Raw genomic sequence first — 24,180 nt, 5'->3', positions numbered from 1 at the left:
GCCCGCCGGTCAGCCGAGCCGCACCGAGGCCCGCACCCGGTCGAAGAGTGCGCGCTGGGCGTTCATCTCCCCCTGCGGCGCGAAGAAGGCCAGCAGGACCTGGTCGCCCTGCGGGGTCTGCACCACGTCGACGAGCAGGCTCAGGCTGGCCCCGCCCGCCGGCGACGCGGCCACCCCGGTGAGCTCGACAGCAGGGACCCCGGCGACGGTCACGGTGCGCCGGCCCGGCAGCAGCTGGGTGCCCGGCGGGAGGCTCTGGATGACGGTGTCGCCGAACGTCGGGGAGGCCGGGTCGACCGCGGTGAAGCCCGAGGTCAGGTAGGCGCCCACCGCGTCGCCGGGGTTGCTCCCGATCAGCCGGCCCATGGCGGTCCAGCCCCCGTCGCTGCCCTCGCCGAAGAAGACCGGACCGGCCACGTCCGGGCGTGCCGCGACCACGGCGGAGGTGCCCGGGCTCTCACGCACCGACCAGGCGTCGGGGTAGCGCATCGTCAGGGGGACCGTGCTGTTGCCGGGACGGTAGGTCCGCGTGAGGTCCTGCCCGCCGGAGCCGGTGAGGCGGACCAGCAGGAAGCCCAGCACGGCCAGGAACACCACGAGCCCGGCGACCACCGGGAGCAGCCAGCGACGGGTCCGGCTCGCGGGCGGCGCCTGGCCTGCGGCCTGTGGTGTGGCTGCCAGGGCGGCTCCGGCGGCCGGCTCCTCAGCCCCGGGCGCCTCGGCTCCCACGACCTCGCCGGCGACCAGCTCCTCCTCCAGAGGCCAGCTCGTCCCCTCCCCGTCCCAGCCCCACTGCTCTGCCGCCGCGGCGTCCGCGTCGTTGGCCTGCACCTGCTCGGCCCAGGCGGCCTCCGCCCAGTCCTCACCCGGACCAGCCTGCGCCCACTCCCCGGCCGGTGCGGCCGCCTGGTCACCGACCTTCCCGAGGGCCTCGTCCACGTCCGGCGCCGCGGCGGCCCCGACCGGACCTGCTGACACACCGGCCTGAGCGTCGGCCGGCATGTCGACCGGCACGTCAGGGACCGCACGCTCCCCCGACCAGCGCGTCTGCTGGGCCCCTGCCACCGGCCCGAGGGCCCCCGCTGCGCCCTCGCTGTCCGCCCCGGGCTCGCGCACCGCGTCGGCGAGCGCACGGACCATCTCGTGGCAGGAGGCGAACCGCTCCTCGGGGAACTTGGCCATGGCCCGGGCGACCACCGCGTTGACCCCGGTCGGCAGCTCCGGACGCAGGACCGACGGGGGCGGCGGCGGCTCGATCAGGTGCGCCCACAGCACCGCCGCGTCGTCGTCGCGGCGGAACGGCACGCGGCCGGTGAGGCACTCGTAGAGCAGGCACCCGAGGGCATACATGTCCGCGGCCGGGCCGACCGGCTTGCCCTGGATCTGCTCGGGGGCCACGTAGTCCACCGTGCCGAGGAAGTGGCCGGTGCCCGTCAGCCCACCGGAGAGCGAGGACGTCCGCTTGGTCAGGCCGAAGTCGGTCAGGTAGACGTGCTCGGCGGTCACGTGGTCACCGTGCTCGTGGGTGTGCGTGATGAGGATGTTGCCCGGCTTGACGTCCCGGTGGACCAGGCCGAGCTCGTGCGCCGCGTCGAGGGCGTCGCCGATCTGGGTGAACAGACGCACCGCGCGCTCGGGGTCCAGCGCGCCGTCGCGCGCCAGCAGGTCCTTGAGGTCGCTGCCCACGACGTAGCGCATGGCGATGAAGAGCACGCCGTCGGCGTCACCGGCCTCGTAGATCGGCACGATGTTGGGGTGGTCGAGCGAGGCCGCCAGCCGTGACTCGCGGATGAAGCGCTGGCGGAACTGCTCGTTGGCGGCCAGAGCCGTGGAGAGCAGCTTGAGGGCGACCTTGCGGCCGAGGCGGGTGTCCTCCGCTCGGTACACCGTCGCCATCCCGCCTCGGCCGATGACCGACTCGATCCGGTAGCCGGCGATCACCGACCCGGTCGTCTGCTCGGTCATCTCGACTCCCCTGTCACGCCACGGGCTGGCCGCACCAGCCGCAGAACCGGTCGCCCGGGGTGAGCCGGCCGCCGCAGGTGGTGCAGAAGTTGCGCGTCCGGGCGCCGCCGCCCGGGGTGGCGGGTGCCGAGGCGGGCGGCCGTCCCGGCCCGGAGGCGGACGAGGGTGGGCCAGCCGGTCCGGACGCCGGGGTGCGCACCGGGCCGGGGCCCGACGGGGACGGCACCGGGCCGGATCCCCCGGGCCGCACGGCCGAGGCCCCGGGAGGACGGCCGCCCACGGCAGCGCCGGCGGGTGCCGGTCGCGGGCCGGCCTGTGCCGGCGGAGAGCTCCCCGGGGAGGGCGCGGTCGGCGGCGGCACGGGCCCCGAGGGCTGGGCGCCGGGCCGGGGTGCGCCGGGCCCCGACAGGGGTCGTGAGGCTGCCGCGCCGCTGGGGCGCGCGCCGGCGGGCCCTGCGCCACCCGCAGCGCCCGGACGCGGGCTGCCGGCCGCGGCGCCTGCCACCCCGGCCGTGGCCATCGCCGGCGCCGGAGGTGTCCCCTGCGGTGCGGCCGCCGCAGGCGCCACCGGGGTGGACGGACCGGGCGCGCGCCGTCGACGCAGCACCGCCCAGGCCACCAGCCCCAGGAGGACCAGCCCGAGCAGGACCAGCCCGGCGACCAGCCAGGGCGAGACCGAGGTCGAGGTGTCCGCGGCGGCCTGGCCCGGCAGCTGACCGGGCTGGCTGACCGAGCTGCCGCGCAGCTTCGTGGCGATCGCCAGGTTCTGGGTGGCGAGGTAGTGGCCCGGGAACAGCGCGAGGGCGTTGCGGAACCCCGGGATCGACCCGGCATACCCGCGGTTCTTGAACAGGTGCATGGCCTGCTCGAAGGAGGTGTCGACCGGCCCGCGGTGCGGGGTGATGCTCGCGGCCCGCAGCGCGGCCGTGATGGCCGCGGCGGTGACCAGGCGTGGGGTGGCAGCGGGCGGCAGCGTCGCCGTGCCGCCCGGGCTGGGCGACGCAGACGCCGAGGCGGACGGGCTGGCAGCGGTGGTCGCGCTCTCCGTGGCCGGTGTCGGGGTGCTGCTGGCGATGTCGGAGGGGCTGGCCGCGGACGGGTTCGCGCTGGCGGGACCGCTCGGGGGCACGAGGAGGCCGATCACCTGTCCCTGCTCGGCCACCACCGGCCCACCGGTCAGCCCCGCGGGGACGAGCCGGCCGAGCCGCAGCGCGTCCGACAGGTCCTCGGCGGTGAGCCCGGTGGTCTTGAGCCCCGTGCCACCGACGGTGGCCAGGTGCGTGTTGAGCGCCAGCAGGGGGTTGCCCGGGCGGGGGACGCCGGTGAAGCCGAGCGCGGACAGCGCCTGCGCACCCGAGGTCGACCGGCCCAGGTCGACGGTCGGCATGCTCGTGGCGCCCCGGACCCGGACCACGGTCACGTCGGGAGTGGGCTTGCCGATGACCTCGGCCGGGAACGCGCCGAACCTCGCCTGTGACGTGACGTAGGGGTAGACGCGGAAGTCCCACGTGGCCCGGACCACGCAGCCACCGGCGTCGTTGGTCTGCCCGCCGGGGTAGCAGGCCTGCAGCCGTTCCTCGGTGCGGTCGCCGGCGGGCCCGATGTGGTGGCGGGAGTACGGGTCAGCCGGGAGCGGAGCCGCGCTGCCGTACTGCTTGAGGAACGCCTGGTTCACGGCGTAGACCTCGGCCCGGGTGAGGTCGGCCGCACCGAGCGCGCCGGTGGTGACGACGACCCCCGAGGGGTCCACGGCGAAGCCGCTGGCCGAGGCGAGCACCGGGTTCCAGACGCTCTGGATGATCCCGATGTGCACGCCCGAGGGGTCACCGACCGGCCGGTGCTCGATCAGGGCGACCTCGACCTGGGCCCGGGCCTCGACCCAAACCACGGCCGGCGCGGCCCGCTCGGTCGGCGTCGGGTGCTTGTGCGCCCAGGCGAGCGGTGCCGGCCCGAGCACCAGGGCAAGGACCACCGCCACCCCTGCGTAGATGTAGCGAGACCTGCGGCCGGTCATGACAGCTCCGCTCGACGTGGCGGCTCAGCCCGGTGTCCACGGCGGACCAAACCATCCAAAACCCGTTGCCGAGGGGTGTCAACGCACCGCTGAACCCCTTGCACCACAAGTGGATACGTGTTTCGGACTAGGCCGGTTCAGCCCTCAGGCGCGGACCCTCAGGTCGGCCGGCAGGGGCGCCTCCAGCGCCGCCAGGGCCAGGCCCAGCCGGTCGGGCTTGAGCTGGCACCAGCTGCGCAGCGCGAGCCGGGCCAGGGACACCTGCCGGTATGCCGTGACGCGGGCCAGCAGCGCGTCCGCGCCGCCGGGGTCGGTGGCCAGGTAGGTCTCCAGGAACAGCCGCTCGGGGTCCTCACCGGTGGGAGCCGCCCCCGCGCCGGTCACCGCGCGGGCCTTGCGCGTGGTGACCGCCAGGTGCCCGACGAACTGCCCGACATCCAGGGCCGGGTCGGCGGTGCAGGTGTGCCCGAGGTCCACGACGCTGCTCATCGGCCCGTCGAAGATCACCCGCGAGGGCGTCAGGTCGCCGTGGGCGAACCCGGCCGGCCCCTCCCCCATCCCCAGCGCCAGCACCGCGGACAGGTGGGTCTGCAGCCGGGCGGCCAGGGCCGGCGCCAGCGGGGCGACCGCATCGAGGTCCTCGCGCAGGGCGTCCACGTCCCCACGCAGGGTGCGCGTGGGGCCCAGCCGCAGGCCGCAGGCGTGCCACGTCGCCGCGATCCGCGCACTGGCCCGCGTGGCGGACTCGACGGTCAGCTCCCCCGGGCCCGGCGCGGGCGCGCCGGCGTGCTGGGCACGGACCAGCCCGGGCAGCAACGGCGTCCCGGGCAGCGCCTCGAGCAGGACCAGGCCGAGGTCGGGGGCCTGTCCCTGCAGCCGGGGCACGAGGAAGGGGTGCGCCGCCTCCCCCGCTGCCTCGAGGTGCCCGCGCAGGGCGGTGGCCACCCGGCCGACGAGGCGGCCACGGTCGTCGGCGTCGACCCGGCCGTAGACGACCTGCTTGACCGTGCGTCGGGTCGGCCCGATCCGCCAGACCAGCTCGTGGCGCAGGACGGCGTGCCCACGCCGGGCGTACTGCACCACCCCGGTGCGGCACCCCTCCAGGCCCAGGCCGTCCAGCGACGCGGCCAGACCCGGCTCCAGGGCCCGGGTCAGCCGGGCGACGTCCGTGGCCCCGACCAGACCGGGCAGGTCGGGGTCCACCGGGAAGGCGTGCAGCACGAGCGAGAGCTCCGGCACCAGCGCGGCCGGCCGGGCGAAGGGGGCCAGGTCCTGGTGCCCGGCGGCCTGCTCCACCAACGGGACGGTCGCGGCGTGCCAGCGCTGGGCGAGCTCGGGTGCGGCGAACACGCGTCCGCCGACGAGGGTCTCCACGGTGTGGCCGGACGCGACGTGGCGCAGCCCGACGCGGTAGCGGACGGTGGCGCCGGCGCGGGGCTCGACGACCGCCTTGCCGGGGGTGCACCAGTCCAGCGCCCACGGCTCGCGCAGCAGGGACTGCAGCCGCGGCCCCATCGCGTCGGGGTCGAGTGCCTCGGTCAGCCCGGGGAGCGCCCGGCCCAGCGCCGGCGCGCGCAACGGGTCGAGGTCGCTCTGTTCCAGGGCCACGCCGACGGGTGCCACTGCGCGGCCGGTGAGCCGGCGGAACGTCTCCACCGTCGCGGGCAGCGGCACCGCCTCGTCCAGGGCCGCCTCGAACTCCTCGACCCGGCCGGCGCCGTCGGCCGTCGCCGCGCCCACCCCCATCGCCTGGCCGAACTGGCGCACGTAGAGGTCGGCATACAGGCCGCCGCGCTCGAGCAGGTCCGCCGGGGTGCCTTCCTCCAGGACCCGGCCCGCGGAGATGACCAGGATCCGGTCGACGTCGCGGATGAGGTTGAGGTCGTGCGAGACGATCACGGTCGAGCGGCCACGGACCAGGCCGGCGAGCGCCTGGCCGACCAGGTGGGTGGACTCGGCGTCCAGGCCGGTGGTCGGCTCGTCGAGCACGAGCACAGGGGTGTCCCGGATGAACGCCCGGGCGATGGCCAGCCGCTGGCGCTGACCGCCCGAGAGCGTGGCCGCCCGCTCGCCGAGGGCGGTGTCGTAGCCCTGCGGCATGGCCGTGACGAAGTCGTGGGCGTTGGCCAGCTTCGCCGCGGCGACGACCTCCTCGCGGCTCGCGCCCGGCCGGCCGTAGGCGATGTTGTCCGCGACCGTGCCGGTGAACAGCACCGTCTCCTGCAGCACCATGCTGATCTGCGCCCGCAGGGAGGCGATGGTGAAGGCCCGGATGTCGTGGCCGTCGAAGAGCACCGCTCCCGCGTGGGGGTCGTAGAGCCGGGGCAGCAGCTGGGCGATGGTGCTCTTGCCGGCGCCGCTGTGCCCGACGAGGGCCACCACCTCGCCGGGCTCGATGGTGAAGCTCACCTGGTCCAGCGCCGTGCGCAGCGGGGCGTCGTCACCGTCCTGGTCGCCGATCGGCTGGTAGGCGAAGCTGACGTCACGGAACTCGATGTGCCCGTGCAGCGGCGGGGCCTCGACCGCGTCCGGGGTGTCGACGACTGCGGGCTTGCGCTCCAGCAGCTCGGAGATCCGCTCGACGCTGGCATAGATCTTGCCGACGGTGTTCCACTCCTTGATGATCCGGCGGGTCGGCTTGAACATCCCCTGGATCAGCAGGATGAACGCCACCAGCAGGCCCGCGTCGATGACGTGGGCGCCGACCAGCCGGCTGCCGATCAGCACGACCGCGGCGATGACGACCGCCTCGAGCATGCTCACCGTGAAGCTGAACAGCGCCTCCAGCCGGGCGGTGCGCAGGATCGCCGCCATCGCCGAGCTGCTCTCGCTGGCGAACTTGCGCTCCTCGACGTCGCCGCGGCCGTAGGTCTGCACCACGCTGATGGAGGAGAGCATCTCCTGCGCGGTCGAGGCCAGGTCGCCCTCGCGGGCGCGCTGTTCCTTGGAGGCCTCCTTGATCCGTCGGGCGAACGCGTTGGACATCAGGGCCAGGACCGGCACGACCACCAGGGCGAGCAGCGCGATGCGCCAGGACTTCCACAGCAGGTAGGCCATCGTCCCTGTCAGCAGCAGGGCGCTGCCGAGCAGGTCGCTGACCGAGTCGCAGACGAACTCCTCCAGCGCCTGCACGTCGCTGGTGATCCGGCTCAGCACGTCGCCGGTGCGCCGGCGCAGGTGGAAGGCGAGCGAAAGACGTTGCAGGTGGCCGAACATCGCCGCCCGCAGGTTGTAGCCCAGGGTGCGCCCGGCCTTGGCCAGGGAGATCTCGGCCATCGAGTCGGACAGGCTGTTGACGGCGGTCACGACGACGATCGCGCCTGCCAGCACCACGATCGTGGAGCCTGCCGCCGGCCTCCAGGAGAACAGCTGCCAGCGGGCCCCGTCCTTGAGCACGTTGATCAGGGTGCCGATCAGGGCGGGCAGGGCGACGGCGGTGAGCGCCTCGAGGGTGAGCAGGACGACCGCGAAGAGCATGGAGCGACCCTGCGTGCCCGCGTAGCGGCGGAAGAGCGCGACGGTCCGGCGGGTGTCCCCGCGGCCGGCCCGGTCGCCCCGCCTGCGCATCAGCGCCGCCCGGTCATCCCGCCCGGCCCAGTGCCCGCAGCCGCGGCCAGGTGCGGGCGAAGCCGGGGTGGAGCCGTAGCTGGTCCACCAGCGACTCCCGGACCCAGCGCAGCGCCGCGCTCTCGGCGTTGAGCCGCACGGCCAGCAGGTGGGGGGCCTGCGCCACGACCGTCACGTAGGACCAGCCGCCGTGGTCGTCGACGAGCTCGTCGACGAGCTGCACCGCGCCGGCGACGATGCCGGTCTCCTCGGTCGCCTCGCGCAGCGCCGCCTCGTGCGGGCTCTCGTGGCTGTCGCGGGCACCACCGGGCAGCCCCCAGGTGTCGCCGTGGGCCGTCCAGGAGGCCCGGTGCTGCATGAGGATCCGCGGCTCACCCTGGGCGTCCAGGCTGCGCAGCATCAACCCGGCCGCGCCGTGCACGCCCCAGTGACGGTGGCCGTGGGCACACCAGGTCCAGCCGTTGCCGTCGCCGTGCACCCACCCATCATCGACCACCGGCCACCGGCAGGGGTATGCCCCCCGTTGACTTTCCGGGACGGGTCGCCGCGCCCTGCGGCCGGCAGCGACGGCGGGTCACCGACGCGCCCGGCCACTGACGCGCCGTGCAGGGACGCGCGGTGCAGGGATGCGCGCGCCGGCCGGGCCCATGCGGGATGCTGGTCCCGTGGACACGTCGATGGCGCACGCATGGGCCTAGGTGGGCAAGCCCCCGAGTGGGACGAGTACGACTGGATCCTGGTCCCGCCGGCGCGGCTGCCCGCCGGCCGGCCCGAGCCCCGGACCGGTCCCCCGAGCCGGCCCCGACCCGCGGGCGGCTCCAGCACCCGACCTTCCGGCCGGGCTGCGGCGGCGCCAGCGGCAGCACCACCGAAGGACGTCACCGACCTTGGCGAGGCCGTGCGCCTGTGGGTCGAGCAGGACCCGGTCTGGGCCGCCTCCGTCGCCCCCACCTTGCTGCTGGTGGACCTGGACAACCTGCGCGCGGGGCGGGTGCGCTGGCAGGACCGGATCACCGCGCTCGCCGCGCTGGCGCGGCGCTTCGACCACGTCACGATGGCGGGCCAGCACGACGCGGTGCGCCGGGCGCGGCCCCACCTCGGCGACCTCATCGAACACGCCCGGGCCGTCGACGACGGGCAGGACCTGGCCGACCACGTCCTGCTCGACGCCGCGAAGGCGATCCCGGCCCGGCAGCTGCGGGTGATGGTGGTGAGCAACGACGGGATCTTCGCCACGCTGAAGGACCGGGGGCCGCTGACCGTGCTCAGCCCCGACTACCAGGCCCTCAGCGACCAGCTTCGGGCCCGGGCCACCCGGCTGGCGGACCTGGCCTCGATGGAGCGGGAGGTCACCAACGCCCGCCGCCGCGTCGGCCGGCGACGCCGATCCACCACCTCACCGTCGCCCGCGACCGCAGGCCGCTGAGGCGGCGCCCACGACACGACGGGGCCCCCGTCCCTGCGAAGGGACGGGGGCCTCGTGGCTCAGCCGCCGAAGGACGGCCGGTGCATCAGAGCGCGCGAACCCGCTCGGCCTGCGGACCCTTGGGGCCCTGGGCGAGGTCGAACTCGACCCGCTGCGCCTCGTCGAGGGAGCGGTAGCCGTTGGTCTCGATCGCGGAGTAGTGGACAAAGACGTCGGGGCCGCCACCGTCCTGAGCGATGAAGCCGAAGCCCTTCTCCGCGTTGAACCACTTCACAGTGCCTTGTGCCATGGGAGTAACTCTTTCCTGATTAGCCGATGGAGCCGTCCCCGGACGGGGAGCTCCTGGCTGGTGCAACACCCACGGCCGCGCACCGAAGTGCTGGCCCTACGAAAAGAGCCCGCCGATCAAGGCGGGCTCGTCCTGAGAGGAACTGCAACGTCAACCACCACCACCGTAGCACCGCTGGGTCCCGAACCCCAGCCGGCGCCGCGGTCGAGGTCGCCTGGCAGCGGCATGGCAACGTCTTGGCAGAATCCTCCGACGAGCGAGCCTGCGCCGCCAGTGGTTGACTCCGGGCAGCGTGTCCCGTCGACCTCCCGGAAGGCACTCCATGACCATCCCCCGCAGAGCGTCCGGGCGGGCCGCCGCCCTCGGCGCGGTGTCCGCCCTCGCGGCCGCCCTCGCGCTGGCCCCCGGCGGCCCGGCCACCGCCAGCCCCGCCGTCCCGGCCGCAGGATCCCCCTCCGGCCCGGCGTCCGCACCGTCCTCCGGGCCACACGCCCGCGAGGACGCCTTCGCCCGCGCCGCAACGCAGTTCGGCGTTCCGCAGTCCGTCCTCGAGGCGGTCTCGTACTCCTGGACCCGCTGGGAGGGCCACGCCGGCCAGCACAGCACCGACGGCGGCTACGGACCCATGCACCTCGTCGACGGGGCGGCCTTCGAGCGCGACGGCCGCGACGGCATACCGGCCGGCGGCGAGCGCCGCCTGGCCGCGGACACCCTCGGGCGGGCCTCGGACCTGCTGGGGGTGAGCCCGCAGGTGCTACGTGACGACCCCTCGGCCAACATCCTCGGCGGCGCCGCGCTCCTGGCCGACAAGCAGCATGCCCTGGGCCTGCCCACGGGCACCTCCTCCGACCCGGGCGCGTGGTACGCCACCGTCGCCGACGCGAGCGGCTCGCCCGAGCGGGACACCGCGGTCACGTTCGCCGACGACGTGTATGCCGTGCTGGCCGCGGGCGCGGCGCGCACCACCGCGGACGGGCAGGCCGTCAGCCTCCCCCCGACCCGCTCGACGCCCCGTCGCGCGGACGTGACCCGGCTGCACCTGGCGGCCCCCCGCACCGACCCGCGCCTGGACTGCCCGCCGGGCCTCGGCTGCGCCTGGGTGCCCGCGCCCTACGCGCAGTACGGGCCGGGCGCCGGGGACTACGGCAACCACGACGTGGCCCACCGGCCGGTGTCGCCGCGGCTGACCACCATCGTCATCCACGACACCGAGTCCAGCTGGGACACCACGCTCAAGCTCGTCCAGGACCCCACCTACCTGGCGTGGAACTACACGGTCCGCTCCTCCGACGGGCAGGTCGACCAGCATCTCGACCCGAAGGACGTCGGCTGGCACGCCGGCAACTGGTACGTCAACGCCCACTCGATCGGCATCGAGCACGAGGGCTTCGCGGCCCAGGGCGCCACCTGGTACTCCGAGCCGATGTACCGCGCCTCCGCCCGCCTGGTGCGCCACCTCACCGACGAGTACGGCATCCCGCGCGACCGGGCCCACATCATCGGCCACGACCAGGTGCCGGGGACGACGCCGTCCACCGTGGCCGGGATGCACTGGGACCCGGGCCCGTACTGGGACTGGGAGCACTACTTCGCCCTCATGGGCGCCCCGCTCTCGGCCCGTCACGGCGCGCCCGGCCACGACGTCGTGCGGATCCTGCCGGGCTTCGAGAACAACATCCAGCCGGTGACCGGGTGCACCACGGCCGGGGCTCCGTGCCCGGCCCAGGGGACCAACTTCGTCCCGCTGCACACCGCTCCCGACGCGTCCTCCCCGCTCGTCAGCGACACCGGATTGCACCCCGACGGCAGCCCCAGCACCACGGAGGTCGCCGACATCGGGGCCCGTGCGACCGCCGGCGTGGAGTACGCCGTGGCCGGCCGCTCGGGTGACTGGACCGCCATCTGGTACCTCGGGCAGAAGGCGTGGTTCCTCAACCCGACCCACGAGCGCACGGCCATCACGGTCGGGGGCCTGCTCGTGACCCCGAAGGCCGGGCGCACCTCGGTGCCGGTCTACGGCCGGGCCTACCCTGAGGCGTCGGCCTACCCGGCCGGGGAGACCCCGCAGGCGGTGGTGCCGCTGCAGTACTCGATGGCGCCGGGCCAGCGATACGTGCTCACCGACGCGGCCGTGCCGACCGACTACTACAAGGCCAAGACGTTCTCGCCGGACACCCCCGGCGACCACGTCGACATCGTGGGCCAGGACCGCTACTACGAGGTGTCCTTCGGGCACCGGGTGGCCTACGTTCGGGCCGCGGACGTGGACGTGGTCGGCCGCTGAGGCGGCCCGTCTGACCAGCCGGCACGACAGCACACGAAGGGGGCGCACCATCGCGGTGCGCTCCCTTCGTCGTCCCCTGCATGCCCGCCTCACCCCTCCTTGACCACGGCGTACCAGACCCGGTCGGCCACCCGGACCTCCGCCTCGCCGAGCTCGAGCATGCGGCGGTAGATCTCGCGCCGGTTCACCGACGTCTGCAGGTCGGTGTTGCGCAGGGAGTCGTGCATCGCGGCGCGGTAACGCTTCTCCATCCCCCGCTCGGCCGCGACCGCCGCGTCGGCGTGCGCCGTGGCCGCGTCGGGGTCGGCCGCCAGGGACGGCAGGGCAGCTGCCAGCTCCCGCAGCACGTCGAGGGCGATCGCGGCCATGTCGGCCAGTGCCGGGTCCGGTTCCAGCTCGAGCGCCTCGGCCTCGCGCAGCACGTTCTTGGCCGTGTTGAGGACCATGTCCAGCCGCTCGGACAGCGTGAACAGGTCCTCCTGGTCCACCGGGGTGCTGAAGGCCACGCGCAGCTGCCCGGACAGCTCCCGCCGGATGGCGTCCGCCTGGTGCTCCGCCTCGCGCACCGGCGCCCCCGTGCCGGTGCCACACGCCCACGCCACCATCGCGGTCAGGCCCGTGACGGTGACCTCGGCCTGGCGAGAGAGCGTGCCGATGACGTCGGGCGTCTCGGGCAGGAACCAGTGCCGCCTCATCCGAGCTCCCGGGCCACCAGCCCGCCGACGGCGCCCATGAGGGCACAAGAGGGCAGGGTTACCAGCCAGGCCAGCAGGATCTCCTGCACCACCGGCCAGCGCACGTGCCGTCGACGTTGTGCCGTGCCGACCCCGACCACCGAGGACGCCACGACGTGCGTGGTGCTGACCGGCGCCCCCAGGAACGCCGCCACGCCGATCACCCCGGCGCTCGAGCCCTGGCTGACCAGGCCGTCCAGGGGGCGGATCCGGTAGATGCCGCGGCCGATGGTGCTGGCGATCCGCCAGCCCCCGAGGGCCGTCCCGACGGTGAGGGCGGTGGCACAGACGACCTTTACCCACGGGGGCACCACAAAGGCGTGGATCTGCCCGGACACGACCAGCGCCAGGGTGATCAGGCCCATCGTCTTCTGGGCGTCGTTCGTGCCGTGGGAGAACGCCAGTGCCGAACCAGTGACCCACTCCGAGCGGAGGATGGGCTTCTGCACCGTCTGCCGTGCGCGGCGAAGGGCCCGCCGGGCGAGCAGCTCCACCGCCCACCCGGCCACGGCTCCCACCAGCGGGGAGATGGCCAGCCCGATCAGCACGCCCCACACCCCGACCGGGCGGAGGCCGTCCAGGCCGCCCCAGCTGACCGCGGAGGCCCCGGAGTCCACCACGGCCGCGCCCACGAGGCCACCCACCAGCGCGTGGGAGGACGACGAGGGCAGCCCGCGCCACCAGGTGAGCAGGTTCCACGTCAGTGCCGCGCCCAACGCGGCGACGAGGATGCCCAGGGTGCTCGCAGGGTTGACCTTGATGATCCCACCCACGGTGTCGGCGACCGCGGTGCCGGCGATGACCGGGCCGAGCAGGTTGAACACCGCGCACAGCATGACCGCCCCGCCCGGGGTCGCCGCGCCCGTCGCGACCATCGCCGCCGTGACGTTGGAGGAGTCGTGGAACCCGTTGGACACGTCGAAGGCGACTGCCAGGACGACGACCAGGACCAGGGCCCACTGCATGGGACCAGTCAAGACCCGGTCGAGGCCGCGCACATCAGGTGGACGGGTGAGACAGCCGGTTCGCGGCACGGGGACCACAGCGGCCTCCGGCGGGCCGGGGCCTGCGCCTCCAAGGTGTCCGATCCGTGGAACCGCAACCACTTCGTTGCCCGGAAGTCCCTACCCGGACAGGCGCGCCGCGCGATCATCGGAGAGGATGGCGCGCGCTCGGGAAGTGTGGGAGGGGGTGGACCGGTGGACGACATCGAGGATTCCCCACGAGCCCTGCGCAGCCGCCGCCTGCGCCGCCGGCACACCGTCGTCCTGGTCTCGGTCCTGTCCCTCATGGTCCTCGCCTTCGGCTACTCGGCCGCCTACTACAGCGGCTGGCGCCCCTCGGCCATCGCGGCCGGACAGACCTGCACCCCGGTGGCCGTCCCGGCCCCACGACCGGCCAGCTTCGTCCTCAACGTCTACAACGGCAGCGACCGGGCCGGCCTGGCCCACAACACCTCCAGGGTCCTGGCGCGTCGCGGCTTCCGCATCGGCAAGGTCGCCAACGACCCCGCCCAGGGCGTCGTCCGCGCGCCGGCCGAGGTGCGCTACGGCGACAAGGGGCTGGACGCCGCGCTCCTGGTGGCCGGGCTGGTCGCCGATGCCCGGCTGGTCAACGACACGCGCACCGACACCCGGGTGGACCTCGTGCTCGGTCCGGACTTCCGCTCGCTCAAGCCGGCGCCGCCGCTGCCCATGCCGGCTCCGGGCAAGGTCACGGTCAACGTGCTCAACACGACCTTCCGCACCGGCCTGGCCAGCACCGTGGCCGCCGAGGTGCGTACGCGCGGCTTCCACGTCGCCAAGGTGGGCAACGACCCGACCCGGGTCGTGCTCGGTACGGCCGAGGTCCGCTACGGCGAGGACGGGGAGCCGGCCGCGCGGCTGCTGGCCCGGCAGGTCCAGGACGCCAAGATGGTGCTCCTGCCCCGGACCGGCGCCACGGTGGACCTCGTGCTGGGCAACGCCTACACCGTGCTGGTGCCGGCGGCCCAGGCCGCCGTGCCGCCCCCGCCCAAGGCCCCGACCCCGATGGTCACCCGCCCCGGCTGCTGAGCCCGCCAGGCCGTCACAGGCGTCGCCCGGACACCAGCACCCGCGCCGCCTCGCGCCACAGGCCGCTGCTGCACGAGGTGTAGTTGGTCCAGGTCGCGCCCTGCACGATGGCCATGCAGTCTGCGGCCCGCTCCCGCGCCGTCCCGGCCGAGCCGCCGAAGGTGCGCATGAGCGCGACGTCGGCGCCGGCGGAGCTCCCGTAGACCCAGATCGCCAGCGCGTGGCTGTACTCGTGCACCACCACCGAGTAGAGGATGCCCGTGGGCACGCGCGGGGAGATCGTCACCTCACGGGTGGCGAGGTTCGTGGCGCCGTAGTGGCCGTAGCGGTCACTCCAGACCCAGGCGGACACCACGCCGGGCCGGTATGCCGGGATCCGCCCGACCGCGTAGCGCAGGGCCGAGGGCACCCCCGCCACGCCGGCCGGCGCCGGCGCGGAGGTCGTCCGCAGGGTCGGCTTCGGCTTCGGCCGGGGTCGCGGCGCGGGTCTCGAGGTGGGTCTCGCGGCCGGCCGGGCCGTCGGTGGCGCCGGGGTGGGCCGCCGGACCGGTGGGGTGGTACGGGCGGGTGCCGTCGCGGTAGGCGTCGGGGCGCTCGTGGGCGCCACCGCGGTGGCCGATGCCGTGCCGCCTGTCCTGCCCCCGGTCGGTGCCCCCGGCGAGGGGGAGGCGGCCACGAGGGTCGCGGACCTCGTCTGCGGGACGCGGGCCGCCAGCGCCATCGTGCCGGTTGCCAGGAGCAGGGCCGCCGCGCCGAGGACGGCGGGGGCGCGCAGGGGGTGTGGGGATCCAGCCATGAGGTGCCTCGTGAGGGACGGGCGGCCGCGGGGAAAGGCCGCTTCCCTCGACCGTGTGGCCCGGGACCGTCGCGCGCGTCGGCCTCGAGCACCAGTGCCGGCTCGCCCCGATGCCGGAGCCGCAGGGGTGATGACACCCGGCTCTCGCGGGTGTAGCCCGCCGGGACGCGTGGGAACGGCCGGCACCCGCTGCAGGGTGGTAGACCTACGCCATGAGCCGACTGCTGCTGGGCCCGCTGCTGCGACACGTCGGCGAGGAGGACGCCACCGTCTGGGTCGAGACCGACGCGCCATGCACCGTCGAGGTGCTCGGCCACGCCGAGCGCACGTGGACCGTCGCCGGGCACCACTACGCCGTGGTCACCGTGCAGGGCCTGGCACCCGGCTCGGTCACCGACTACCAGGTGTCCCTCGACGGTGAGGTGGCATGGCCACCGGCCGACACGGCATACCCGCCCTCACGCATCCGGACGCTGTCCCCCGGCCGCGAGGTGACGCTGGCATTCGGCTCCTGCCGCTACGCCACCCCGGACGCGGTCGGCGACGACAGCCACTTCGCCCCGGACGCGCTGGACGCCTATGCCCGCCGCATGATGCGCCTGCCGGTCGAGAGCTGGCCGGACGCGCTGCTGCTGGTCGGCGACCAGGTCTACGCCGACGAGACCTCCGAGGCGACGCAGCAACGCATCCGCGAGCGCCGCGACCCCGACCAGGCGCCGGGCCTGGAGGTCAGGGACTTCGAGGAGTACACGTGGCTCTACCACGAGTCGTGGTCGGACCCGCAGGTGCGCTGGCTGCTCTCGACCATCCCCAGCTCGATGATCTTCGACGACCACGACGTGCGCGACGACTGGAACACCTCCGGGTCCTGGCGCCGCGAGATGCAGGCCACCGACTGGTGGCAGGAGCGCATCATCGGTGGCCTGTCGTCGTACTGGGTCTACCAGCACCTCGGCAACCTCTCGCCGCAGGGACTGGAGCAGGAGACGCTCTACCAGAAGGTGCGGGCGCACGAGGGTGACGCCGAGGAGCTGCTGCGCGAGTTCGCCACGGCCGCCGACAAGGAGGCCGACGGCCACAAGGGCGCGCAGTGGTCGTTCCGGCGCGACCTGGGCCCGGTCCGCCTGGTGGTGCTGGACTCCCGGTGCGGGCGCGTGCTCGACGGCGAGGCCCGCTCCATGCTCTCCGAGCGTGAGTTCGCCTGGGTGGCCGAGCAGGTGCAGGGCGACTACGACCACCTGCTGGTCGGCACGTCCCTGCCCTGGCTGCTGCCGCGCGCCCTGCACGACGTGGAGTCCTGGGACGAGCGACTCGCCAGCGGGGTGCAGGGCCGCCGGCTGGCCCGCTGGGGCGAGAAGGCACGCCGGGGCGCCGACCTCGAGCACTGGGCGGCGTTCCGCAAGTCCTTCGACTGGCTGACCGACCTGTTCGCCCGCGTCGGCCGGGGCGAGACCTCACCCAGCGGTCGCGCGCCGGCCACCATCTGCGTGCTCTCCGGCGACGTCCACCACGCGTATGCCGCGCAGGCCGACTTCCCGCGAGACCTCGACAGCGCGGTCTACCAGCTCACCTGCTCGCCGCTGCACAACTACGTGCCGTGGTTCATGAAGGTCGTCTTCCGGGTCACCTGGTGGCGGGCCACCGAGAAGTCGGTGCGGTTCCTGCTCAAGCGGGTCTCGCACGTCCCGGCGGTACCGATCGAGTGGCGGCGCCTGTGCGGGCCGTTCTTCGGGGACCAGATCGCCACGCTGACCCTGCACGGACGCTCGGCCGGGGTGCGTTTCGAGCAGACCCGCCACGACCCGAAGGCGGGGCCGGTGCTGGGCGCGGTGAGCGAGCTGACCCTGTCCTGACGCCGTCCTGACCCCGTGGTCCGGGGACGGCGGGCTCCCCCGCCGGACGCTGCATGCTCATCCTGCGCTCACCCCGCGCTCACCCGGCGCTCACCCCGCCGCGCGAGGCTGACCTCGTCCGTTCGGCCGATGGTCGGGACCTTCGGCACTACGGCATCGTGTGGGCCGTTGGGACGGTAGGGACACCGCCCCGACGACCCGCGACGCTCGACTGCGCCGGATGCCCGGCCGCCCCGGTTGAGATGTCCGTTTCGTGGGTAACCAGAGGGGCACCGACGGCGAAGGTGAGACGACATGCTGCAGACTCAGCAGAGCGCTTCGAGGTCCAGCTCCCGTGAGGACCTGGCGAGGATCCTGACAGGTGTCCACTACCCGGTCACCGCCGAGGACCTCATGGTGCTGGCGTTGCGCCGCCGCACCCCGAGCGAGGTGCTGTGGCAGCTCAACCAGCTCCCCTACGACCGGCGCTTCAACAGCGCCGCGGACGTGGCCGGCTACCTCGACACCGTCGCCGCACCCACGCTGGGCCGCAACTGACCGCCGGCCACCCGGCTCACCCCGCAGGCATCGACGCCCACGCGTCGATGCCTGCGTGCATCCTGGCTCGCAGCTGAGCCGGAGCGAACGACGCGTCGACACCGGAGCGCGCCAGGTCCGCGAGCTGGTCGTCACTCCACCCGAAGGTGACGCGGACCCGCGCATACTCCTGGCTGAGGCTCACCCCGAGCACCGAGGGCACATCGGTGTTGAGGGTGACGCGCAAGCCGGCGTCGACCAGCCGGGGCAACGGGTGGGATGTCCAGTCGCGGACGAGTCCCAGCCCGACGTTGGAGGACGGGCACACCTCCAGCGCGATGCCGCGGTCGCGGACCTCGGCCACCAGCCCCGGATCGTCCAGCACCCGGATGCCGTGCCCCAGCCGCTCGGCCCGCCCTGCCCCGATGGCCTCCCGGATGCTGTCCGGGCCGCAGGCCTCGCCCGCGTGGTGCACCAGGTGCAGGCCGGCCTCGGCCGACTCCCGGACGAGCGGCTCGAACGGCGCCAGCGGGTAGCTCTCCTCCCCCGCCACGCCCCAGCCGAGGACGCCGTCGTCGCGGTGGCGGAGCGCGAGGTCCACGGTGCGCCTCGCCCGCTCCACCGGCCGCCGCCGCGAGTGGTCCAGCAGGACCCCGGTCGTGACGCCGTGCCTCGCCTCCCCCTCGCGCAGGCCGGCCAGGACCGCCTCCAGCGGCATCGAGGGGTCGCCGAGCCGCTCACCGTGCGCCGCCGCGGTGAAGGTCACCTCCGCGTATGCCGTGCCGTCACCGGCCTCGTCCTCGCAGAACTCCCGCGCGATGCGGGTGAAGTCCTCGGGCCGTTGCAGGCAGGCGCGCACGAGCGCGTTCTGGTCGGCGAAGTCCCGGAAGTCCGCGAAGCGGGTGCGACCTGCGGCCAGGTGCTCCGGCACCGGGACGCCGTTGGCATCACCGATCTCGCGCAGTGTCTTCCAGCGCACCGTGCTCTCCAGGTGGACGTGCAGGTGGGCCTTGGGTAGCAGGGTCAGGTCGCGCACGCCGCGGACCCTACTCGTGCGCCGCCGCCCTCCGCGCAGGCCACCGCCGCCGCCCTCCGCGCAGGCCACGGGCGGGGCGCGCGGCATACACGTGATGGGAACCGACCTCCGGGGAACAACAGGTGCCCGCGGCCGGTTGCCCCCTCGCGTGACCCTCCCGCTCTCCGTCCTGGACCTGTCCCCCGTCGCCTCCGGCCGCCCGCCGTCGCAGGCGCTGCACGAGACCGTCGAGCTGGCCCGCAGCACCGAGGCCGCCGGCTACTCCCGGTTCTGGGTGGCCGAGCACCACAACATCGCCAGCGTCACCAGCAGCGCCCCCGAGGTGATGATCGCGACGGTCGCCGCGGCCACCTCGCGGATCCGCGTCGGTGCGGGCGGGATCATGCTGCCCAACCACGCCCCGCTCAAGGTCGCCGAGACCTTCCGCGTCCTCGAGGGCCTGCACCCCGGGCGCATCGACCTGGGCCTCGGCCGGGCGCCGGGCACCGACCAGCTGACCGCGTTCGCGCTGCGCCGCAGCCGGGAGGCGCTGGCGGCCAACGACTTCCCGCAGCAGTACTCCGAGCTGCTCGGCTACGTCGACGGCTTCCCCGACGAGCACCCGTTCGCGCCGGTCGTCGCCCAGCCCACCGACGCGGCCCTGCCGCCGGTGTGGATCCTCGGGTCCAACCTGTACGGCGCCCAGGCCGCGGCGGCTTACGGGACGGGCTTCGCCTATGCCGGGCACTTCGGCGAGGCCGACCCGGCCGAGGCGATCCGGCTCTACCGCGAGGGCTTCCGCCCCTCCGGTCGCCCCGGCGACCCGGACGCCCCGCGGGCCATCCTGGCCGTCGCGGCGATCGTGGCGCAGACCGATCAGGAGGCGCAGGTACTGGGCCGGGCGGCGGCGCTGTCGATGGTGAGGCTGCGCCAGGGCCGCCCGGGGCCGCTGCCCTCGCCCGAGGAGGCCGCCGCACACCCGTGGACCGCGCAGGAGGAGCAGGTGGCCCAGGCGTTCTCGCGGTTCGCCACCGTCGGCACCCCCGACGTGGTCTGGGAAGCCCTGCAGCGCCGCGCCAAGGACGCCGACGCCGACGAGCTGATGGTCACCACGAACGTGCACGACCCGGCCGCGCGGCGGCGGTCCTACGACCTGCTCGCGCGCGTCGCGGGCCTGCGGGACTGAGAGGGACGCCACGGCGGACCCGACGGGGTCCGATTTGTGTCATTCCGGCATGTGCGAAACGGTGGAGTGGTCCCCGAACGCTACGGAACGGAGAGCGAGCTCGTGCTCACCCTCACCGAGAACGCCAGCACCATCGTCAAGGCCATCACCGAGCAGACCAGCTCCGCCGACAGCGCCGGTCTGCGCTTCAGCCCCAACGTCGCCGGCGGCCAGGGCCTGGACGTCGCCCCCGTGGAGGCGCCCGAGCCTGGTGACCAGGTCGTGGAGGAGGGCGGCGCGAAGGTCTACCTCGAGGAGACCGCGGCCGTGGCCCTCGGCGAGCAGATCCTCGACGCCGCCGTCGACGAGTCCGGCACCGTGCAGTTCAGCATCGCCCCGCAGAACGGCGCGACGGTCGCGGGCTGACACCCCCCAGACCTCACGCGAAGGGCGCCTCACCGATCGGTGAGGCGCCCTTCGCCGTTCAGTCAGGGATTCACCTCAGCGGCGCTGGAGGGCCTTGAGTGCCTCCAGGGCCGTGTCCGCGTGGGTGGTGAAGTTGGTCTCGCTGCTGACCACCTCGCGGATCGTGCGGTCGGTGTCGATGACGAACGTCGCGCGCTTGACGTAGGAGACCAGCTTGCGCTTCACGCCGAACCCGGCCGCGACCGTGCCGTCCGGGTCGGACAGCAGCGGGTAGTCGAAGCCGTGGGTGTCCGCGAACTGCTTCTGCGCGGACACCTCGTCGCGGCTGATGCCGACGCGCTGGCCGCCCGCGGCGGCGAACTCCGCCGCGAGGTCCCGGAAGTGGCAGCTCTCCTGGGTGCAGCCACCGGTCATGGCGGCGGGGTAGAAGAACAGCACGACGGGCCCGTCGAGCAGCAGGGTGCTCAGCCGGGTGGGAGTGCCGTCCTGGTCGGGCAGCTCGAAGTCGGGGGCCTGGTCGCCCACGCTCAGGGTCTTCATGCTCGGGCCTTCCTCTCATACAGGTGCACGGGCGGGGAGTCGCCGTCGTTCAGACGGCGCCCTTCTTCGGCGGGAGCGGGACGAAGCCGCTGGTCCGCCTGACGTAGTCCACGTAGCCGGGACGGCGCGAGGACATGTCCTTCTCCAGCAGCGGCTTGCCGGTGCCCTTGGCCAGCAGCCACGTCATCACCACCGGCGAAAGCACCGTGAGGACGCCCGGCCACGTGCTGAACGCGATGACGGACAGACCCCACCACACGCACGCGTCGCCGAAGTAGTTGGGGTGCCGGGTGTAGCGCCACAGGCCGGTGTCGAGCACCTGGCCCCGACTGGCCGGGTCGTTGCGGAAGCGGGTCAGCTGCCAGTCGCCGACCGTCTCGAAGAAGAAGCCGACCAGCCAGACGAGGGCACCGGCCCAGGCGACCCACCCGAGCGGCGCCGGCTCGAAGCAGGCCACCTGCACCGGCAGCGACACGAACCACATGACCGCGCCCTGGGTCAGGTAGACCTTGCGCACGGCATACCAGGTGGGGTTGCCCGGCGCGCTGGCGAGCATCTCGGCATACCGGGGGTCCTCGCCGTGGCCGCGGGAGCGGCGCCCGATGTGGATGGCGAGGCGCGCGCCCCACACCACGGTCAGGAGGGTGACGAGCAGGCGACGCCCCGCGTCGCCCTCCCCCGCGGACAGCGCGTATGCCGTGAGTGCCACCGCCGCGAAGCCCAGCCCCCACGCCACGTCGACCACGGCGTGCTTGCCGAGGCGCAGGGCGACGAGCAGCGTCACGCCGAGGACGACGACGACAGCCACGACGGTGAACGGCAGCGCGGCGGCGAACGCCCCCCAGGGGAAGGCCATCACCAGGTCCGCACCGGCGGCATGCCACTGACGCCGCCGGCGCTCGGCCTCACCGCGAGGATCTGGTCGACGCCCATGCGGTTCTCCTCGAAGGACAGCGCGCTGCCGACCATGTAGAGGCGCCACACCCGGGCGACCTCCTCGCCGACCATGGCGACGACCTCGTCCCAGCGCTCCTCGAGGGTGGCGTACCAGGCGTGGATGGTGCGCACGTAGTGCTCGCGCATCACGTGCACGTCGCGGACCTCGAGGCCGGCCTGCTCGAGGAGGTCGACGGTCTCGCCGACCGGGCGCATCCACATGTCGGGGGCGATGAACGCCTCGATGAACGGGCCGCCACCGGGGTGGTGGCCCTTGCGCGACATCTGCTGGACCAGCACCCGGCCACCGGGCTTGAGCCGGCTGTGGATGAGCCCGGTGAAGACCGGGTAGTTCTCCCTGCCGACGTGCTCCCCCATCTCGATCGAGGTGACCGCGTCGAAGCCGGTCTCCGGCACCTCCCGGTAGTCCTGAAGCCGGACCTCGACCCGGTCGCCGAGGCCGCGCTCGTCGACCCGCGCCTGGACGAACGCCCGCTGCTCGGCGGAGAGGGTGACCGCCAGGACGTGCGCGCCGAAGTGCTCCGCGGCATACAGGGTCAGCGAGCCCCAGCCGCAGCCGATGTCGAGCATCCGCATGCCCTCGCGCAGGCCGAGCTTGCGGCAGACGAGGTCGAGCTTGTCCCGCTGGGCGTCCTGCACCGTGTAGGACGGGTCGTCGCTGGCCCAGTACCCGCAGGAGTAGGCCATGTGCGGGTCGAGGATCAGCGCGTAGAAGTCGTTGGACAGGTCGTAGTGGTGCGCGATGACCTGCCGGTCGCGGCCCAGGCTGTGCAACCGGCCGCGCAGCCGGGCCTGGGAGGCCGGCGGCACCGGCGGACGGCCGATCGCGCCGAGCTCCCGGGCGGTGCGAACGGCCTGGAGCAGCAGCGCGGGCGTCGGGCGCGGCGTGACGCTGCGCTCCCGGGCGGTGCGCCAGACCCGGCGGAAGCCGTCGAGCACGTCGCCCTCGACATCGATCTCACCCGTGACGTAGGCCTGCGCCAGGCCGAGCTCACCGGGGTGGAACAGCAGGCGACGCAAGGCATCCGGCGAGGTGACGGTGATGACGGGGGCGTCTGCGGGACCGTGCTCGGCGCCGTCCCAGGTCCGCAGTCGGAGCGGCAGCTCGCCGCCGAACATCGGCTCGACGAGCTCGCCGAGCCTGCGGGCGATCGAACGGCTGCCGTCGACCTGCGCGGCGGGGCGGGTCTGCGTGGTCGTCACGTGCGGTTCCTCCTGCTGGTCGCCGTCGACCGGAGGTCCCGGCCGCCCTCGCCGCCATCCTGCCTGAGCACGCCCGCGCGGGCGCGGCGGCAGGGAGTGCCGGCGACGCACCGGTGGTTCGGAGCCGCCCTCCGGGCGGATTGGCCGGTATGCCGTGCCGTTCCCTCGGGCGCGCGGCGCCAGGGCCGGGCTCCTGAGCGCCCGGGCTGCCTGAGCCGCCTGCGGTCGGCCACCGCACCTGTCGGCACGGGTGGCTGCGGTCGGTGGTGAGTGCCAGCATCGAAGGCACGGCAGCATTCATCGACGAGGACGGGGTGTGCCATGCCGGGGACTGTCCGACCCATCACCGACGAGCGCGACGGCCTGATGGCCTACCTCGCGCAGATGCGCCAGGTCCTGCGCCTGACCGCATGGGGGCTGACCGACGAGCAAGCACGGGCGACGCCGACCGCGAGCAGCCTCAGCATCGGCGGCATCATCAAGCACGTGGCGACCGCCGAACGGATCTGGAACGAGCGGGTGCGCGACGTGCCGCAGACCTACGGCCGTGAGGACTACGCCGCCAACTTCCGGCTCGCCCACGACGAGACGCTGCAGGACGCCCTTGACCTCTACGACACGGTGGCCACCGAGACCGAGGCGGCGATCGCCGAGGTCGGCGACCTGGGCCAACCGGTGCCGGTGCCGCGGGACTCGCCCTGGTTCCCCCAGGACGTCGAGGCGTGGTCGGTGCGCTGGGTGCTGCTCCACCTGATCCAGGAGACCGCGCGTCACGCCGGCCACGCCGACATCGTGCGCGAGTCGATCGACGGGGCCACGGCCTTCCCCCTCATGGCCGCCGCCGAGGGCTGGCCGGAGACGCCCTGGATGAAGCCATGGACCCCGCCGGTCGAGACGGGTCGGCCATGAGGCGCACCCTGCTGGCCACCTCGCTGGCCTCGGCCGCCACGGCGCTCATCGGCAGCCTCGGCACGGACCCTGAGTCACGGTGGTACCGCTCGCTGGAGAAGCCGCCGTGGCAGCCTCCGCCCGTCGCCTTCCCTCTGGTGTGGACCCCGCTCTACGGCCTCATCGCGTGGGGCACGGCCCGGATGATCGACGCCGAGCCCGACCCCGCCACCCGCCGCCGGCTCGCAGCCCTGGTGGCCGCCGACCTCGCCGCCAACGCCGCCTGGTGCTGGGTGTTCTTCAAGGGCAGGTCGCCGCGGCAGGGCCTGGCCGCCATCGCCGTCCTCGACGGGCTCAACCTCGCCTTGGTCGACCAGGCTCGCCGCCGCGATGCGCGTGCGGCGGGTGCGCTGGCCCCGTACGCCGCGTGGGGATTGTTCGCCACCGCCCTGAACGCCGCCATCTGGCGCCGCAACCGCTGAGCTCGC

21 protein-coding genes are annotated in these 24,180 nt (G+C 74.1%); 9 read left to right on the top strand and 12 right to left on the bottom strand.

Annotation, left to right across the window (positions count from 1 at the left end):
• Positions 1 to 9: 9 nt before the first annotated feature.
• From ACXVGS_RS00105 to ACXVGS_RS00090, 4 genes are all read right to left on the bottom strand, one after another.
• Positions 10 to 1,965, bottom strand: a complete 1,956-nt coding sequence (locus ACXVGS_RS00105; RefSeq protein ID WP_458534249.1) for a serine/threonine-protein kinase — start codon at positions 1,963 to 1,965, stop codon at positions 10 to 12.
• Positions 1,966 to 1,978: 13 nt separating this feature from the next.
• The gene (locus ACXVGS_RS00100) at positions 1,979 to 3,979 is read right to left on the bottom strand and encodes a hypothetical protein (protein WP_458536493.1); all 2,001 of its coding nucleotides are present in this window, start codon (positions 3,977 to 3,979) and stop codon (positions 1,979 to 1,981) included.
• 144 nt (positions 3,980 to 4,123) lie between these two features.
• Positions 4,124 to 7,456 carry an ABC transporter transmembrane domain-containing protein gene (locus tag ACXVGS_RS00095; RefSeq protein WP_458531275.1) on the bottom strand — a complete coding sequence of 1,111 codons (3,333 nt, stop codon included), beginning with the start codon at positions 7,454 to 7,456 and terminating at the stop codon, positions 4,124 to 4,126.
• A gap of 103 nt (positions 7,457 to 7,559) precedes the next feature.
• Positions 7,560 to 8,024 (bottom strand): NUDIX hydrolase, encoded by a 465-nt coding sequence (locus ACXVGS_RS00090; RefSeq protein WP_458527917.1) that lies wholly within the window; start codon positions 8,022 to 8,024, stop codon positions 7,560 to 7,562.
• A gap of 210 nt (positions 8,025 to 8,234) precedes the next feature.
• Between ACXVGS_RS00090 and ACXVGS_RS00085 the strand changes: the two genes are divergently transcribed.
• A complete protein-coding gene (locus ACXVGS_RS00085) occupies positions 8,235 to 8,972 on the top strand; it encodes a hypothetical protein (RefSeq protein WP_458536492.1) in 738 nt (245 codons plus the stop codon).
• A gap of 85 nt (positions 8,973 to 9,057) precedes the next feature.
• On the opposite strand, the gene ACXVGS_RS00080 is transcribed toward ACXVGS_RS00085, so the two are convergent.
• Positions 9,058 to 9,261, bottom strand: coding sequence for a cold-shock protein (locus ACXVGS_RS00080; RefSeq protein ID WP_141788164.1), 204 nt, complete (start codon positions 9,259 to 9,261; stop codon positions 9,058 to 9,060).
• A gap of 322 nt (positions 9,262 to 9,583) precedes the next feature.
• Here ACXVGS_RS00080 and ACXVGS_RS00075 point away from each other — a divergent pair, with 322 nt between their 5' ends.
• A complete protein-coding gene (locus tag ACXVGS_RS00075; RefSeq protein WP_458527919.1) occupies positions 9,584 to 11,545 on the top strand; it encodes an N-acetylmuramoyl-L-alanine amidase in 1,962 nt (653 codons plus the stop codon).
• A gap of 89 nt (positions 11,546 to 11,634) precedes the next feature.
• Here ACXVGS_RS00075 and ACXVGS_RS00070 read toward each other — a convergent pair whose 3' ends face one another.
• Together ACXVGS_RS00070 and ACXVGS_RS00065 are read right to left on the bottom strand one after the other, a co-directional pair.
• A complete protein-coding gene (locus ACXVGS_RS00070) occupies positions 11,635 to 12,240 on the bottom strand; it encodes a DUF47 domain-containing protein (protein ID WP_458527920.1) in 606 nt (201 codons plus the stop codon).
• Positions 12,237 to 13,244 carry an anion permease gene (locus ACXVGS_RS00065; RefSeq protein ID WP_458536491.1) on the bottom strand — a complete coding sequence of 336 codons (1,008 nt, stop codon included), beginning with the start codon at positions 13,242 to 13,244 and terminating at the stop codon, positions 12,237 to 12,239. Before ACXVGS_RS00065 ends, ACXVGS_RS00070 begins: the two co-directional genes overlap by 4 nt.
• A gap of 234 nt (positions 13,245 to 13,478) precedes the next feature.
• On the opposite strand from ACXVGS_RS00065, the gene ACXVGS_RS00060 reads away from it, so the two are divergent.
• Positions 13,479 to 14,333, top strand: a complete 855-nt coding sequence (locus ACXVGS_RS00060; RefSeq protein ID WP_458532531.1) for a LytR C-terminal domain-containing protein — start codon at positions 13,479 to 13,481, stop codon at positions 14,331 to 14,333.
• Between the two features lie 13 nt (positions 14,334 to 14,346).
• On the opposite strand, the gene ACXVGS_RS00055 is transcribed toward ACXVGS_RS00060, so the two are convergent.
• Positions 14,347 to 14,742: a hypothetical protein gene (locus tag ACXVGS_RS00055; protein ID WP_458535244.1), complete on the bottom strand. Its 396-nt coding sequence runs from the start codon at positions 14,740 to 14,742 to the stop codon at positions 14,347 to 14,349.
• Between the two features lie 599 nt (positions 14,743 to 15,341).
• Here ACXVGS_RS00055 and ACXVGS_RS00050 point away from each other — a divergent pair.
• Both ACXVGS_RS00050 and ACXVGS_RS00045 read left to right on the top strand, forming a co-directional pair.
• Positions 15,342 to 16,982 carry an alkaline phosphatase D family protein gene (locus tag ACXVGS_RS00050; protein WP_458535816.1) on the top strand — a complete coding sequence of 547 codons (1,641 nt, stop codon included), beginning with the start codon at positions 15,342 to 15,344 and terminating at the stop codon, positions 16,980 to 16,982.
• Positions 16,983 to 17,276: 294 nt separating this feature from the next.
• Positions 17,277 to 17,519: a DUF2795 domain-containing protein gene (locus ACXVGS_RS00045; protein WP_458527925.1), complete on the top strand. Its 243-nt coding sequence runs from the start codon at positions 17,277 to 17,279 to the stop codon at positions 17,517 to 17,519.
• Positions 17,520 to 17,535: 16 nt separating this feature from the next.
• Here ACXVGS_RS00045 and add read toward each other — a convergent pair whose 3' ends face one another.
• Complete coding sequence (gene add / locus ACXVGS_RS00040) at positions 17,536 to 18,534, bottom strand: adenosine deaminase (RefSeq protein ID WP_458536490.1); 999 nt, start codon at positions 18,532 to 18,534, stop codon at positions 17,536 to 17,538.
• Between the two features lie 148 nt (positions 18,535 to 18,682).
• On the opposite strand from add, the gene ACXVGS_RS00035 reads away from it, so the two are divergent.
• A complete protein-coding gene (locus ACXVGS_RS00035) occupies positions 18,683 to 19,699 on the top strand; it encodes an LLM class flavin-dependent oxidoreductase (protein WP_458536489.1) in 1,017 nt (338 codons plus the stop codon).
• Positions 19,700 to 19,801: 102 nt separating this feature from the next.
• A complete protein-coding gene (locus ACXVGS_RS00030; protein ID WP_458527928.1) occupies positions 19,802 to 20,104 on the top strand; it encodes a hypothetical protein in 303 nt (100 codons plus the stop codon).
• A gap of 75 nt (positions 20,105 to 20,179) precedes the next feature.
• Here ACXVGS_RS00030 and ACXVGS_RS00025 read toward each other — a convergent pair whose 3' ends face one another.
• The 3 genes from ACXVGS_RS00025 to ACXVGS_RS00015 are packed head-to-tail and all read right to left on the bottom strand — an operon-like array spanning position 20,180 to position 22,804.
• Positions 20,180 to 20,644 (bottom strand): peroxiredoxin, encoded by a 465-nt coding sequence (locus ACXVGS_RS00025; RefSeq protein ID WP_458527929.1) that lies wholly within the window; start codon positions 20,642 to 20,644, stop codon positions 20,180 to 20,182.
• 49 nt (positions 20,645 to 20,693) lie between these two features.
• Positions 20,694 to 21,500: a DUF1295 domain-containing protein gene (locus ACXVGS_RS00020; RefSeq protein ID WP_458535315.1), complete on the bottom strand. Its 807-nt coding sequence runs from the start codon at positions 21,498 to 21,500 to the stop codon at positions 20,694 to 20,696.
• Positions 21,500 to 22,804, bottom strand: a complete 1,305-nt coding sequence (locus tag ACXVGS_RS00015) for a class I SAM-dependent methyltransferase (protein ID WP_458527931.1) — start codon at positions 22,802 to 22,804, stop codon at positions 21,500 to 21,502. Before ACXVGS_RS00015 ends, ACXVGS_RS00020 begins: the two co-directional genes overlap by 1 nt.
• A gap of 321 nt (positions 22,805 to 23,125) precedes the next feature.
• Between ACXVGS_RS00015 and ACXVGS_RS00010 the strand changes: the two genes are divergently transcribed.
• Both ACXVGS_RS00010 and ACXVGS_RS00005 read left to right on the top strand, forming a co-directional pair.
• Positions 23,126 to 23,713 carry a DinB family protein gene (locus ACXVGS_RS00010; protein WP_458536488.1) on the top strand — a complete coding sequence of 196 codons (588 nt, stop codon included), beginning with the start codon at positions 23,126 to 23,128 and terminating at the stop codon, positions 23,711 to 23,713.
• Complete coding sequence (locus ACXVGS_RS00005; RefSeq protein ID WP_458532847.1) at positions 23,710 to 24,174, top strand: TspO/MBR family protein; 465 nt, start codon at positions 23,710 to 23,712, stop codon at positions 24,172 to 24,174. Before ACXVGS_RS00010 ends, ACXVGS_RS00005 begins: the two co-directional genes overlap by 4 nt.
• Positions 24,175 to 24,180: the final 6 nt, after the last annotated feature.

It is taken from the genome of Oryzihumus sp., from assembly GCF_054325275.1.
Note: the sequence above shows the minus strand (reverse complement) of the source record. Positions and strands in the feature narration are given on the sequence as shown.

Coding starts and splice junctions, on each gene's coding strand:
- ACXVGS_RS00025 (WP_458527929.1), bottom strand. CDS start 20,644: ATGAAGACCCTGAGCGTGGGCGACCAGGCCCCCGACTTCGAGCTGCCC.
- ACXVGS_RS00100 (WP_458536493.1), bottom strand. CDS start 3,979: ATGACCGGCCGCAGGTCTCGCTACATCTACGCAGGGGTGGCGGTGGTC.
- ACXVGS_RS00005 (WP_458532847.1), top strand. CDS start 23,710: ATGAGGCGCACCCTGCTGGCCACCTCGCTGGCCTCGGCCGCCACGGCG.
- ACXVGS_RS00075 (WP_458527919.1), top strand. CDS start 9,584: ATGACCATCCCCCGCAGAGCGTCCGGGCGGGCCGCCGCCCTCGGCGCG.
- ACXVGS_RS00085 (WP_458536492.1), top strand. CDS start 8,235: ATGGGCCTAGGTGGGCAAGCCCCCGAGTGGGACGAGTACGACTGGATC.
- ACXVGS_RS00045 (WP_458527925.1), top strand. CDS start 17,277: ATGCTGCAGACTCAGCAGAGCGCTTCGAGGTCCAGCTCCCGTGAGGAC.
- ACXVGS_RS00020 (WP_458535315.1), bottom strand. CDS start 21,500: ATGGCCTTCCCCTGGGGGGCGTTCGCCGCCGCGCTGCCGTTCACCGTC.
- ACXVGS_RS00010 (WP_458536488.1), top strand. CDS start 23,126: ATGCCGGGGACTGTCCGACCCATCACCGACGAGCGCGACGGCCTGATG.
- ACXVGS_RS00065 (WP_458536491.1), bottom strand. CDS start 13,244: ATGCAGTGGGCCCTGGTCCTGGTCGTCGTCCTGGCAGTCGCCTTCGAC.
- ACXVGS_RS00070 (WP_458527920.1), bottom strand. CDS start 12,240: ATGAGGCGGCACTGGTTCCTGCCCGAGACGCCCGACGTCATCGGCACG.
- ACXVGS_RS00095 (WP_458531275.1), bottom strand. CDS start 7,456: ATGCTCTTCGCGGTCGTCCTGCTCACCCTCGAGGCGCTCACCGCCGTC.
- ACXVGS_RS00105 (WP_458534249.1), bottom strand. CDS start 1,965: ATGACCGAGCAGACGACCGGGTCGGTGATCGCCGGCTACCGGATCGAG.
- ACXVGS_RS00050 (WP_458535816.1), top strand. CDS start 15,342: ATGAGCCGACTGCTGCTGGGCCCGCTGCTGCGACACGTCGGCGAGGAG.
- ACXVGS_RS00080 (WP_141788164.1), bottom strand. CDS start 9,261: ATGGCACAAGGCACTGTGAAGTGGTTCAACGCGGAGAAGGGCTTCGGC.